The 12,495-nt window shown below is 67.2% G+C and carries 13 protein-coding genes; 4 read left to right on the forward strand and 9 right to left on the reverse strand.

The features are described 5' to 3' along the window. Nucleotides 1-60 precede the first annotated feature (60 nt). Genes ACFWX1_RS22350 through ACFWX1_RS22360 form a run of 3 tightly spaced genes read right to left on the reverse strand, consistent with a single transcriptional unit; the run spans nt 61 to nt 3,417 of the window. On the reverse strand, nt 61-801 hold the full coding sequence (locus ACFWX1_RS22350) for a succinate dehydrogenase/fumarate reductase iron-sulfur subunit (RefSeq protein WP_378390179.1): 741 nt from the start codon (nt 799-801) through the stop codon (nt 61-63). Beyond that, the gene (locus ACFWX1_RS22355; protein ID WP_378390181.1) at nt 798-2,729 is read right to left on the reverse strand and encodes a fumarate reductase/succinate dehydrogenase flavoprotein subunit; all 1,932 of its coding nucleotides are present in this window, start codon (nt 2,727-2,729) and stop codon (nt 798-800) included. The genes ACFWX1_RS22350 and ACFWX1_RS22355 overlap by 4 nt, the downstream gene beginning before the upstream one ends. Before the next feature lies 1 nt (nt 2,730). Continuing rightward, nucleotides 2,731-3,417, reverse strand: a complete 687-nt coding sequence (locus ACFWX1_RS22360; protein ID WP_378390253.1) for a succinate dehydrogenase cytochrome b subunit — start codon at nt 3,415-3,417, stop codon at nt 2,731-2,733. 93 nt (nt 3,418-3,510) lie between these two features. Here ACFWX1_RS22360 and ACFWX1_RS22365 point away from each other — a divergent pair, with 93 nt between their 5' ends. Continuing rightward, entirely contained in the window at nt 3,511-4,434 is a 924-nt protein-coding gene (locus ACFWX1_RS22365) for a LysR family transcriptional regulator (protein WP_378390183.1), read from the forward strand. A 71-nt stretch (nt 4,435-4,505) separates the two neighbouring features. Beyond that, complete coding sequence (locus ACFWX1_RS22370; protein ID WP_378390185.1) at nt 4,506-5,441, forward strand: alpha/beta hydrolase; 936 nt, start codon at nt 4,506-4,508, stop codon at nt 5,439-5,441. A gap of 32 nt (nt 5,442-5,473) precedes the next feature. Here ACFWX1_RS22370 and ACFWX1_RS22375 read toward each other — a convergent pair whose 3' ends face one another. Then, nucleotides 5,474-5,956 carry a hypothetical protein gene (locus tag ACFWX1_RS22375; protein WP_378390187.1) on the reverse strand — a complete coding sequence of 161 codons (483 nt, stop codon included), beginning with the start codon at nt 5,954-5,956 and terminating at the stop codon, nt 5,474-5,476. 141 nt (nt 5,957-6,097) lie between these two features. Here ACFWX1_RS22375 and ACFWX1_RS22380 point away from each other — a divergent pair, with 141 nt between their 5' ends. Then, the gene (locus ACFWX1_RS22380; RefSeq protein WP_378390188.1) at nt 6,098-6,343 is read left to right on the forward strand and encodes a hypothetical protein; all 246 of its coding nucleotides are present in this window, start codon (nt 6,098-6,100) and stop codon (nt 6,341-6,343) included. 19 nt (nt 6,344-6,362) lie between these two features. On the opposite strand, the gene ACFWX1_RS22385 is transcribed toward ACFWX1_RS22380, so the two are convergent. Further along, nucleotides 6,363-6,821 carry a MarR family winged helix-turn-helix transcriptional regulator gene (locus tag ACFWX1_RS22385; RefSeq protein WP_378390190.1) on the reverse strand — a complete coding sequence of 153 codons (459 nt, stop codon included), beginning with the start codon at nt 6,819-6,821 and terminating at the stop codon, nt 6,363-6,365. A 146-nt stretch (nt 6,822-6,967) separates the two neighbouring features. Here ACFWX1_RS22385 and ACFWX1_RS22390 point away from each other — a divergent pair, with 146 nt between their 5' ends. Further along, nucleotides 6,968-7,933: an alpha/beta hydrolase gene (locus ACFWX1_RS22390; RefSeq protein WP_378390192.1), complete on the forward strand. Its 966-nt coding sequence runs from the start codon at nt 6,968-6,970 to the stop codon at nt 7,931-7,933. A 41-nt stretch (nt 7,934-7,974) separates the two neighbouring features. Here ACFWX1_RS22390 and ACFWX1_RS22395 read toward each other — a convergent pair whose 3' ends face one another. The 4 genes from ACFWX1_RS22395 to ACFWX1_RS22410 are packed head-to-tail and all read right to left on the reverse strand — an operon-like array spanning nt 7,975 to nt 12,323. Continuing rightward, nucleotides 7,975-8,526 carry a carboxymuconolactone decarboxylase family protein gene (locus ACFWX1_RS22395; RefSeq protein ID WP_378390194.1) on the reverse strand — a complete coding sequence of 184 codons (552 nt, stop codon included), beginning with the start codon at nt 8,524-8,526 and terminating at the stop codon, nt 7,975-7,977. 8 nt (nt 8,527-8,534) lie between these two features. Then, nucleotides 8,535-9,623 carry a DUF6282 family protein gene (locus ACFWX1_RS22400; RefSeq protein ID WP_378390196.1) on the reverse strand — a complete coding sequence of 363 codons (1,089 nt, stop codon included), beginning with the start codon at nt 9,621-9,623 and terminating at the stop codon, nt 8,535-8,537. Beyond that, nucleotides 9,620-10,738 (reverse strand): alpha-hydroxy acid oxidase, encoded by a 1,119-nt coding sequence (locus ACFWX1_RS22405; protein WP_378390198.1) that lies wholly within the window; start codon nt 10,736-10,738, stop codon nt 9,620-9,622. Before ACFWX1_RS22405 ends, ACFWX1_RS22400 begins: the two co-directional genes overlap by 4 nt. A 22-nt stretch (nt 10,739-10,760) precedes the next feature. Beyond that, a complete protein-coding gene (locus tag ACFWX1_RS22410) occupies nt 10,761-12,323 on the reverse strand; it encodes an NAD(P)-binding domain-containing protein (protein ID WP_378390200.1) in 1,563 nt (520 codons plus the stop codon). Between the last annotated feature and the right edge of the window lie 172 nt (nt 12,324-12,495).

Here is a 12,495-nt window from a genome sequence, read left to right on the forward strand (position 1 = left end):
GGGCGACGCCGATTGTCGTGCCCGGCACCCGGGACCGGTCCCCGAAAGGACTGCGGGTATTCAGTGTTTGCGCACCGCGCGCAGATACTCGCGATTCATCGTGGTGATGCTGAAGAAGGGAATGCCCTTCGGGCAGGAGGCCACGCACTCGCCGACGTTGGTGCAGCCGCCGAAGTCCTCCGCGTCCATCGCGGCCACCATGTCCAGCACCCGCGACTCGCGCTCGGGCTGCCCTTGCGGAAGAACGTTGAGGTGCGTGACCTTCGCCGCGGTGAACAGCATCGCCGAGCCGTTGGGACAGGCCGCCACACAGGCACCGCAGCCGATACAGGTGGCGTTCTCGAAAGCGGTTTCGGCGTCCGGCTTGGGCACCGGGGTCGAGTGCGCTTCGGGAGCGGCGCCGGTCGGGGCGGTGATGTAGCCACCGGCCTGGATGACGCGGTCCAGCGCGGAGCGGTCGACGACCAGATCCTTGAGCACCGGGAATGCCTTGGCACGCCAGGGTTCCACGTCGATCACGTCGCCGTCGCGGAAGGCACGCAGGTGCAGCTGGCAGGCGGTGGTCTGCTCGGGGCCGTGTGCCCGGCCGTTGATCACCACACCGCACATGCCGCAGATGCCCTCGCGGCAGTCGTGGTCGAACGCGACCGGCTCCTCACCGGCGACGATCAGCGACTCGTTGAGGACGTCCAGCATCTCCAAAAAGGACATTTCCGGGGTGACGTCGTCGACGGGATATTCGACCATCTTTCCCGGCGCCCCGGGACCCGTCTGACGCCAGATACGCACGGTCAGTTTCACGCATAGCTCCGCTGGGTCGGGTGAACGTGGTCGAACTGGAGAGCTTCCTTGTGCAGGATCGGGACTTCGCCGTTGTACTGCCACGCCGCGACGTGGCTGAAATGCTCGTCGTCACGCTGGGCTTCGCCGTTCGGCGTCTGATACTCCTCGCGGAAATGACCACCGCACGACTCTTCGCGCACGAGCGCGTCGAGGACCATCAGCTCGGCGAATTCGAAGAAATCCGCCACCCGGTTTGCTTTTTCGAGTTCCTTGTTCAGCTCCGCGCCCGCGCCGGGCACCTTGACCGAGCGCCAGAACTCCTCGCGCAGCGCGGGAATCCGGTCCAGTGTCTTGCGGAGGCCGCCCTCGGTGCGGGCCATTCCGCAGTGATCCCAGAGCAGGGTCCCGAGTTCGCGGTGGAACGAGTCGACGGTGCGCGTTCCGTCGATCGACATCAGCCGCCGGATCCGTTCCCGCGCCTCCTCCGAAACCATTGTCACCTCGGGGCTCCGCGCATCGACGGGCTCCAGTTCGGCGGACGCGAGGTAATGGTTCATCGTGGTCGGCAGCACGAAGTACCCGTCGGCCAGCCCCTGCATCAACGCCGACGCGCCGAGCCGGTTGGCGCCGTGGTCGCTGAAGTTCGCCTCGCCGATCACGAACAGCCCCGGGATCGTGCTCTGCAGGTCGTAATCGACCCAGAGCCCGCCCATGGTGTAGTGCACGGCCGGGTAGATCCGCATCGGCACCTCGTACGGATCCTCCGCGGTGATGCGCGCGTACATCTCGAACAGGTTGCCGTACTTGGCTTCGACGGCGGGACGTCCCATGCGCGCGATGGCGTCGGCGAAGTCGAGGTAGACGCCGAGGCCGCCCGGCCCGACACCGCGTCCGGCATCGCACTGGTTCTTGGCCGCCCGCGAAGCGATGTCGCGGGGAACCAAATTGCCGAACGACGGGTAGAGCCGCTCGAGGTAGTAGTCGCGCTCGGCTTCGGGGATCTCGTCCGGAGGGCGGGTGTCACCGGCACACTCGGGCACCCAGATCCGCCCGTCGTTGCGCAGCGACTCGGACATCAGCGTCAGCTTCGACTGGTGCTCTCCCGAACGAGGAATGCAGGTCGGATGGATCTGCGTGTAGCAGGGATTGGCGAGGTACGCGCCCCGCCTGTGCGCACGCCAGATCGCGGAGGCGTTGCTGCCCTTGGCATTGGTCGACAGGTAGAAGACGTTGCCGTAACCACCGGTGGCCAGCACCACCGCGTCCGCGAGATAGGTGTCGATCGCGCCGGTGACCAGATCGCGCGCGACGATGCCGCGGGCACGTCCCCCGACGACGATGAGATCGAGCATTTCCGTGCGCGGGTGCAGTTCGACGTTCCCGGCGTCGATCTGGCGGGACAGCGCCTGATAGGCGCCGATGAGCAATTGCTGACCTGTTTGACCACGCGCGTAAAAGGTGCGGGCGACCTGTACGCCACCGAACGAACGGGTGTCCAGCAGCCCGCCGTACTCGCGGGCGAAGGGCACTCCCTGCGCGACGCATTGATCGATGATCTCGCCCGACAGCTGCGCCAGACGATAGACGTTCGACTCCCGCGAGCGGAAATCGCCACCCTTGACCGTGTCGTAGAACAGCCGATAGGCCGAGTCGCCGTCGTTCCGGTAATTCTTCGCGGCGTTGATCCCACCCTGCGCCGCGACCGAATGGGCCCGGCGTGGCGAGTCCTGAAAGCAGAACTGGATGACATGATAGCCCTGTTCGGCCAGGGTGGCCCCGGCCGATCCCCCGGCGAGGCCGGTGCCGACCACGATGATCCGGTGCTTGCGGCGATTGGCGGGATTGACCAGTTTGGCGCCGAACCGGCGTTCGTCCCACCGGCGTTCGAGCGGGCCGCCGGGGGCCGCGGTGTCGGTGATCGGGTCACCCACGAGGTAATCGGTCAATTCAGCTCACCAATCCGGTCATGACGCCGAGTGGAACGAGCGCGAAACCCGCCGTGAGCACGACCGCCACCGTCGATCCGAACACCTTGATGGCTTTGTCGCGGCCCGGCCGGTTGAGGCCCAGTGTCTGCGAGGCACTCCAGAAACCGTGGTTGACGTGGATGCCGAGCAGCACCACCGCCACGAGGTAGATCAGAGTGATCCACCAGATCCGGAAATCGTTGACGACGTTGCGGTAAGGGCTTTCCGGATCGAAGGCCGGATGTACCGCGCCCACCGTCAGATCGAGCAGATGCCAGACGATGAAGAGCGCCAGGATCACCCCGCCGTACCGCATCGTCCGGGTCGCGAAACTCGCGCGAGGACGTTGCCCGTGCACATAGCCGACCGGCCGCGCCCGCTTGTCGCGCACCGTCAGCTGCAGCGCCGCTGTGAAGTGCAACACCACCGCCACCAGCAGCACCGCCCGCTGGATCCACAGAAACCAGGAGTAGGGCAGCACGGGCTCGCCGATGGTGCGCAGCCAGGCCGCGTAATGGTCGAATTCGCCGGAACCCAGGAATACCTTCAGATTCCCCAGCATGTGCGCGATCAGGAAGGCCAGCATGAGCAGACCGGTGATCGCCATGACGGCCTTCTTGCCGATCGTGGTTCTCCAAAGGGAGCGCACGGACTGGGTGCGCGTCATTGTGCTGGCCACCTCCGCACGGTAGATCGCCCACCAGTATTGGTCAAAGTTCTAAAAGCTCTCGTCGCGATAGGCGTCGGCTATCATGCCTCCATGCAGTTCCATCAGCTCGAATATTTCGTGGCGGTGGCCGACACACGTCACTTCACGCGGGCCGCGGCACAGGCGGGTGTGGCCCAGCCGTCGCTGTCGCAACAGATCCGTGCGCTCGAACACAGCCTCGGCGCCCCGTTGTTCCACCGGAACCGCGGCAACATCGAGCTCACCGAGGCGGGCGAGCGGCTGCTCCCGATCGCCCGGCGCGTCCTGGCCGACGCCGAAACGGCCCGGCAGGAGATCCGGGCGCTCGAGGACCTCGACACCGGACGGGTGCGGCTCGGGGCGACGCCGTCGCTGTGCACCGGGCTGCTGCCGCCCATCCTGGTGGCGTTCCGGCAGGCGCATCCGGGCATCGAGCTCGTCGTCCACGAAGGCGGGTCGCGCGATTTGCAGACCGAGCTGTCCGAGGGCTCGCTCGATCTCGCGCTGGTCATCGACTCGCGCCTCACGAACGACTCCGTGCTGGAGACCATCCCGCTGTTCGTCGAGGATCTGGTCGTGGTGTCGCCGCTCGACGCGCCACGGCCGGTGCGCCGTTCCCGTATGGACATCCGGGATCTCGAGGGACGTCCGCTGGTGATGTTCCGGCCCGGCTACGACCTCCGGGAGACGACCTTCGCCGCGTGCCGCGCCGCCGGGTTCGAGCCCACGCTCGCCATCGAGGGCGGGGAGATGGACGCCGTGCTCGAATTCGTCAACGCCGGGATGGGGCTGGCGGTCGTGCCGGCCACCATGGTCCGGGACCGGTTCCGGGGCACGCCGATCGCCGGGCCCGGCCTGACCAGGACGGTGTATCTGGCCTCCCGGCGCGGTATGGCGCCACCCCGTGCGGCGCGTGCCCTGCAGGGCGAGATCGTCCGCATTCTCGGCGAGACCTCCGCGGCCGGACAGCTGCCACCCGGCGTGCGCACCGTCTGACCCGCGCGGTGGCCGGGATGCGGCTGTGCGCGGATCCGGTGACTATGGTCAAAGTGGACAGAGGAGGACCGATGGCAGACGTGCTCGGGCCGGACTACGAGACGACCGAGATACCGCTGGGCACCGACGACGAGGGAGAGGTCCTCGCCACGCTCGTCACCCGGCGGGCCGACCCGCCGCGGCGGCGCGCGGTGCTGTACGTCCACGGGTTCGTGGACTACTTCTTCCAGTCCCATCTCGCCGATTTCTATCTCGCGCAGGGCTTCGACTTCTACGCGCTGGACCTGCGCAAGTACGGCCGCTCGCTGCGCCCGCACCAGACCCCGAACTTCGTCACCGACCTCACCGAGTACTTCCCGGAGATCGACGAGGCCGTCCGGATCATCCGCGCCGAGCACGACGTCGTGCTGCTCAACGGCCATTCGACCGGCGGACTCGTCGCGTCGCTGTGGGCCGGCCGGGTGCGGGGCCGGGGGCTGGTCCAAGGACTGTTCCTCAACAGCCCGTTCTTCGAACTGCCCGAAGCCGCTTTCAAACGCGTCGCGGCCGGTGCGCTGGCCGGAGTCCTGCGGCGCGCGCGTCCGATGGCCGAACTGCCCGCCGGGGTCTCGCCCGCCTACGCGCAGAGCCTCCACCACACCTTCGGCGGGGAATGGGACTTCGACCTCACCTGGAAACCCGTCGAGGGCTTCCCCGTGCGGACGGCCTGGCTCGCCGCCATCCACCGGGGACAGCGCCACCTGCGGGCCGGGCTCGACATCGACGTGCCCGTCCTCGTCATGATCTCGGCGAAGTCGGTGAAACCCGGCAAGAACACCGATATCGGCCAGGCCGACGCGGTCCTGAACGTCACCGACATCGCCCGCCGGTGCGTCGGCCTCGGCCCGCATCTGACGCTGATCCGCATCGACGGCGGCCTGCACGACCTCGTCCTGTCGCCGCGGCCCGTGCGCGAGCACGTCTTCACCGAGCTGACCCGGTGGCTCAAGGCCTATCTGCCGAGCTGAACGGTGCTTTCCCCGAATCCGAATTGAATGGTTCAGCGTTTGCGGATGGAGACGGCATTCTGGCCGAGACCGCCGGCGCGCGGATAAACGCATTGATACGCCGCGACGATGGCGAGCAGCTCCCAGCCGGACGGCGCGTTCTGGATTCCGCAGATGACGATCGTGAAGCCCGACGACAGCCCGTTCAGATTCGTCACGGATTGCAGGTTGTTGAGCAGCCTGTCGGGCGTCTTGCTCCCTTCACACGAAGCCGTGTACGACCACGAGGTGGCGTAGAAACCGCTGGGTGGCGGCATTTGACACGCCGAAACAGCACGGCCCGGTGGCGTGTCCCGCACATCGGTGACCTGTTTCGCGTTGTAAACCCCGCTACCCGGCGTACCGCAGAGGTACGAGTCGTAATAGGCGGTGATCATCCAGCCGGTGGCGGGGGCGGAATTGATGCAGATCGTCTGGGATTGTCCCGCTGGTGAAGCCTCGGCCGGGGCGGCGACGGCCATGAGGAAAGTGAACACGACAAGGATTCCAGCCAGGCGTCTCATGGCGCTCCTGTGCGGATCGAGGGGTCGACGACCATGTTTGTGTTCGGGAGAGCAAGTAATGCGAGGCTACCCGCGATGACACCAGGGAAGTGACCGCTGAGCAGCCGAACCTCGTTGCTCGTTCCCGGGTCCGCGACAGGCGGCCGAATAGTCCATTGTGGATCTTCGCGCTGGACCCTCACCGGCCTGATCCAGACGAACATCGGCAGCGAACCGGGCGACGACGGCAGGCCCTTGTTCGACGGGACCACGGCGCTGGGTCTGACCATCGGCGCGACGGGCGACTGCGCGTCCGGCGGCGACTCCTACTTCGAACCGGTCACCACCGTGCTCGCCGCCACGGGCGCCACGCTTCCCTGAAGCAGCACCGAGAACGGCGTCAGGCCGAGGGCATCGCCTCGCGGTAGGCGTTCACCGACTCCGTCAGCCGGTCGAGTTCCGCGCGCAGGCGGGCGAGCCCGGCTTCGTCCAGTCCCATCGCCTCGCCGACCACGTTCGGGATCCCGGCGGCCTTCTCGCGCAACGCCGTACCCGCTTCGGTGAGGCTGACCCGGACCGCGCGCTCGTCGTCGGCCTGACGATCGCGGCGCACCAGCCCGGCCGTCTGCAGGCGCTTCAAAAGCGGCGACAGCGTGCCGGAGTCGAGGTTGAGCTCGGTACCGAGTTCCTTGACCAGCCGGTCGTCGCGCTCCCAGAGCGCGAGCATCACCAGGTACTGCGGATACGTCAGGTCCAGGTCGGCCAGGACGACGCGGTAGAGCGACGTCACCGCGCGCGAAGCCGCATACAGCCCGAAGCAGAGCTGGTCATCGAGACATAGCGACAGGGGTTCAGCCATCACGTCCTCCTCAACCCTCCATCCTGCGCCCTCAGCGCATCCGCACGCAACTCAAGTGCCGTAAATCTCATCATGCCCAACTCAGTTGTGCACAACTTAATTGCGAGCTACCTTCTTGGTTGTCACACCGAACCCAGGAGGCAGTCATGACCGCCAACCCGCACAACCTCGCCCTCGAACCCGCCGCACAGGCGTTCGCCGAGGCCACCGACCAGCCGCCGTACCTGTTCCAGCTCCCGCCCGCCGAGGGACGCAAGGCCGTCGACGCGGTCCAGGACGGCGAGATCGCGATGCCCGCGGCGGACATCGAGACCCTGTCGGTGCCCGGCGGCCCGAACGGCGACGTCGAGACGCGGATCGTCCGTCCGGCGGGCGCGACCGGGCCCCTGCCGGTGATCGTCTACATCCACGGCGCGGGCTGGGTGTTCGGCGACTTCCACACCCACGAACGGCTAGTGCGCGAACTCGCGGCGGGCACCGGCGCGGCGGTGGTGTTCCCGGAGTACAGCCGATCGCCGGAAGCGCGCTACCCGATCGCGATCGAGGAGAACTACGCCGTCGCGAAGTGGGTCACCGAGCACGGCGCCGAAAAGGGGCTGGACAGCACCAGAATCGCGATCGCCGGCGACTCGGTCGGCGGCAACATGACCGCGGCGCTCACGTTGCTGGCCAAGCGCCGCGGTGACGTCGTCTTCCGGCAGCAGGTGCTGTTCTACCCGGTCACCGACGCCAACTTCGACACCGAGTCGTACCTGAAGTTCGCCGAGGGCTATTTCCTCGGCCGCGAAGGCATGAAGTGGTTCTGGGACCAGTACACGACCGACCCGGCCCAGCGCGCGGAAACCACCGCGTCCCCGCTGCGCGCGAGCCTCGACGAACTCGCCGGTCTCCCGTCCGCCTTGGTGATCACCGGTGAAGCGGACGTGCTCCGCGACGAAGGCGAGGCCTACGCGGCGAAGCTGCGTCAGGCCGGCGTGCCGGTGACCGCGGTGCGGTACCAGGGGATCATCCACGACTTCGTGATGGTCAACGCGCTCCGCGAAACCCACGCCGCCGAAGCCGCCATCGCCCAGGCGATCGCGGTGCTGCGGAACGCACTCACCCTGAGCTGACCGAGAACCCTGCTGCCGCAAGCACTTCCGGCAGCAGGGCCTCAGCCGGACTCGGCGATGTCCTGATACTCCCGATAGTCGGTGTCGGCGACGAACCGGGCGGCCGCGGCAGCGAAGTACGCCTCGTTCGCGGTGATGCCGAGCCCGGCCACGAACCGGTTCATGAAGTTGAACAACGCGCACACGGACACCGCGTCGTGCAACGCCTTTTCGTCCCAGCCCTCGGCAAGTACCGCTTCGGCGTCCACTTTGGTCAGTCGCGACGGGGCCAGCGTCAGCGTGCGGAGATAGCGCAGCAGTACCTTCCACCGCTGTTCGACCGGCGCGGTGTCCAGATCGGTGAGCAGCGCAGTCAGCCGTCCCTCCGGGAGACCGAACGCCTCCGCGGTGGCACCGTGCACGCCATGGCAGTACGCGCAGTCGTTCAGGCCGGAAACATAGGCGGCGATCAGTTCCCGTTCGGCGAGCGAGAAAACCGACGGACCGCGCAGCAGGATCCGGTGGTAGTCGGCCAACGGCGCGACCCCGGCCGGATAGGCCCGGAAGACGTCCATCAGCACCGCGTCTTCCGGCAGAGACGGCAGATAGGACATGGGACTCCTTACGCCGCGTTGAGCACCTTCGACGGATTGGCCGAGCTGACCTCGCGGATTTCCTCGTCGGTCAGCCCGAACGCCCGCATGTGGGCGATCAGCAACCGCAGCGCCTCCACCGTGTTCGGGAACAGCGGCTCCCCCGCGTCACTGGACAGCGTGACGTGGTGGGTGCCGGCCTCCTGGATGGTCCGGCACATCACCGCCGGGTCGATGCCCAGCAGCGGGGAGATCTCGTCGTAGGTGAAGTTCAGGTACACCCCGGCCGAGGTCAGCTCCTTCATCTGGGCGAGCGACAGATCGAGGAAGGGGCTGAACGGATGGTCCACCACGGCCTTGGTGATGTTCAGGTCGCGCACCTGCTCGGCCATCGCTTCGATCTCGCGATGCGTGGCGTGCGCGAAGGAGATCATCACGTCGTGGTCGGCGGCCATCCGGAAGACCTCGCGGTACTCCGGCTTGAGCCTGCCGTGCTCGTCGATCGTGTAATTGCCCACCTGGAGCGCCTTCTCCCAGGGCAGCGGATCGGTCCACGCGGCCGGGTCGGCGTTCTTGTCGAACCAGATCGCCTTGCCGCCGACCTTGCTCAGCGTGTTGGCGCTGCGGAACACCGGCATCCAGATCGCGGAGATCCCGCTCTCCAGCTGCTTTCGGGCCGCCTCGGTCACCGAAAGGCCGCGCGTGTCGGTGCAGATCCAGCCCGACCATAGCCGGATCGGCTCGATGTCCATCTCGTCGGCCCACCGGTGCAGCGGGTCTTCGAGCGCGCGGACCGCCTCGGCCGGACCGGACAGGTCGGGCCGGTTCATCCCGGGCATGCTCTTGTACAGTAAACCTTTCATCCCGCTCGCCGAGGCCAGTTTCGCGATGGACAGCGCGTCCTGCTGGCCTTCGTGGGCGTGGCAGTGGAGATCGACCGCGTCCTTCACGCCGTGCACAGCGGGCGGGCGCAGGATTTCCGACCGATACAGCATCCTCGCCTTGTAGGACGTCAGGAACCGGTCGTGCGGCGCGTTGTTCGGCCGCCGCAGCCGTGCCTCGGCGAGGAGTTCGGCGACCTCGTCGATGTCGTCCACGGCTTCACTGGGGACTGTCATGCTTGTACCTCACGGGATCGAGAGTTTTCCTTGCGCAGAGCCACGAGATCCCGGCTCAGTTCCTTCGGGGCGGACACCCCGCACAGGGCCAGCGCGTTCTCCAGCTCGGACCGCATCAGCTCGAGCACCTTGGCCACCCCGGCCTCGCCGTCCGCGGCCAGGCCCCAGACGATCGGCCTGCCCAGGGCCACCGCGTCGGCACCGAGCGCCAGCGCCTTCACCACGTCGGTGCCGCGCCGGACACCGCCGTCGAGCAGGAGCGGAATGCGCCCGGACACCGCGTCGGCCAGCACCGGCAGCTGCGCGATGGTGGCCGGTGTGGTGTCGAGCTGACGGCCGCCGTGATTGGACACCACGATCGCGTCCACGCCGTTGCGCACCGCCAGCCGGGCGTCGGCGGGATGCAGCACACCCTTGAGCACGATCGGCAGCCGGGTCATCTCGCGCAGCTTTTCGATGTGCTGCCAGGAGATCTCCGGCGAAAGCGTCACCCGCCGCACGTTGCCCGAATCGCTGCCGCCCAGCCCGCGCAGGTTCTCGCACTGGACGTCCTCGGGGAGCTGGTGGAAATCGTTGCGGTCGTTGCGTTCGTGACGCCCCAGCGCCGCCGAGTCCACGGTGACCACCAGTGCGCGGCAGCCCGCCGACTCGGCCCGCTGCACCAGTGCCCTGGTGAATTCCTGGTCCGGCTGGACGTAGAGCTGGAACCAGAGTTTCGGGTCGGTGCCGTCGAGTACGCCGCGAGCCTCCTCGGCGATCCGTTCCACCGCGACGGTGGACAGCATGGCGACGGTCATGATCACGTCCGCCCTGGCCGCGGCGCGCACGGTGGCCAGCTCCGCCTCCGGATGCGCGATCCGGTGAAAGGCGGTCGGTGCCAGCAGCACCGGCATCGCGGACGGACAGCCCAGCAGGCTCGTCGCAGGCTCGGGATCCTCGGCGCCGCGCAGGATCCTGGGCACCAGCTCGATCGCGGCGAACGCCGATTCGTTGGCCCGGACCGTGTGCTCGTCCTGTGCGCCACCGGCGAAGTAGTCGTAGTACACCGGATCGAGGCGGTCGCGGGCGGCTCGTTCGAACTCGCGGAGATTGACCGGCGACAGATCCATGGTCATGGCGTGGGCTCCGATCCCCGCGTCAGGCGACGGCCGGTGCGCCGCTGAGTGCCCCGGCGACGAATTCGCGCAGTGGCAGCCGGTACTCGTCCTCGTCGGTCCATTCGTTGTAGATCTGCTCGGGCAAATGCTTGACCGACACCAGTTCGCCGTCGCGGAAATGCCGTACCACCGGGTGCATGTAGCGGTCCTCGTTGGCCGGATCGGCTTCCCACGCGCGACCGGCTTCGACGTCGAACGGGTCGATCGCGGAATGTCCGGCGCCGTATTCCAGCGAAACGGTGATGACGGTGCCCTTCGCGCCATAGCCCGGTTTGTGCAGCAGATCGAACGGCATCTCCTCGTGGTACCGGGCGTTACTCGACCCGGCGGGCACGGACACGAAATCACACAAGAAACCGAACTGCTGGAAAAGCGCGGAGGTGTGGTCGAGCCGGTCCAGCAGCGCGTCCGCGATGGCCTCCGGTTCGGCGGGCAGCATCCGCGACGGCCACTCGGCGCCGTTGTAGCGGTGCGCCAGCACCTGACTCAAAGCGCGTACCCCGTAACGGAATCCGTGGATGAACGCGCTGGTGTACTTCTTGAAATCACGGGACTGGGTCAGTGTCCCCGCGAAGAACAGATCGGGGACGTTCACCGACTCCCATTCTTCGGTCAGTTTCGGGAACCGGTCCTTGATGGTCAGCTCCGGCCGCGCGCCCGCGCCGAAAATGCTGTCGTCCAAGGCGAATCCGGTGCAGGTGAGCACCCGGTCGTAGACGAGCGTGACAGTTTTGGGCCTGCGTGCGTAGGTCAGCGTCACGTGATACTCGCCGTCGCGCCGCTCGATCCGGTCGATGGTCGCGTCCAGCACCATGTTCTGCGTCTTGAGCTGGTAGGTGTCGAGGAAGTTGTTGTTCACCGCGCGCAGATGGCCGATGAAGTGGGTACGCCAGGCGAACTTCAGCGCGCTGGGGCCGAGCACGTGGATCCGCGCGGCGTGCTCGTTGAGGTTGTCGGCGGTCTCGAAACCGGAGTTGCCCTTGCCGATGATCAGCACCCGCTGATCGGTGAACTCCCCGGGATCGACCGGCATGTCCCAGTAGCTTTCGGTCGTTTCGATGCCCGGGATGTCGGGCACGTAGGAACGGCCGAATCCGGTGGCCACGACGACGCGCTTGGCGGTGATCCGCTCGCCTTTCCCGGTGGTCGCGACGAAGTCACTGGGACGCTCCAGCGCAACGATCCGGGTGTCGTACCGGATGTTCAGGCCGTACGCGTCGGCGAAATCGGCGAGGTAGCGCACGTAGTCGCCGGCGTCCGGGAAGAACTTGCCGGTGTACTCGGTGAACCGCAGCTTCGGATCGTCGGACAGCAGCGAGTTCCAGTCCATCCGCAGGTTCCGCTCCGCGTCGTCCGAACCGGTGTGCGGCTTGTTGATCGAGATCATCCGCCGGTGCCGGGGGAAGGTGCGGAACGTCGTGCCCGCCGATTCGCCCGCCTCGACCACCAGGTAGTCGCTGCCCGCCCGGTCGAGGAAGTACGCGAGCTGGGTGCCCGCCGGACCGGCTCCGATGATCAGGTACTCCACGGTTTCGCTGCCCACGCCACGACCTCCCGCTACTCGCCCGGCCGAACCAAGCCGGACCGTATCCGCGAGTTCTCAGGAAAACCTCAGAGCCGTCGGCCGGGGGTCGAGGTCCGTGAAGGCCTCCTTCACAGCGCTCAGCGCCGGTAAGGGGGGCAGAAAGGCGCCCGTGTGGACAAAGGACGGTTCA

Source organism: Amycolatopsis sp. NPDC059021 (genome assembly GCF_042739895.1).
Lineage (GTDB): Bacteria > Actinomycetota > Actinomycetes > Mycobacteriales > Pseudonocardiaceae > Amycolatopsis.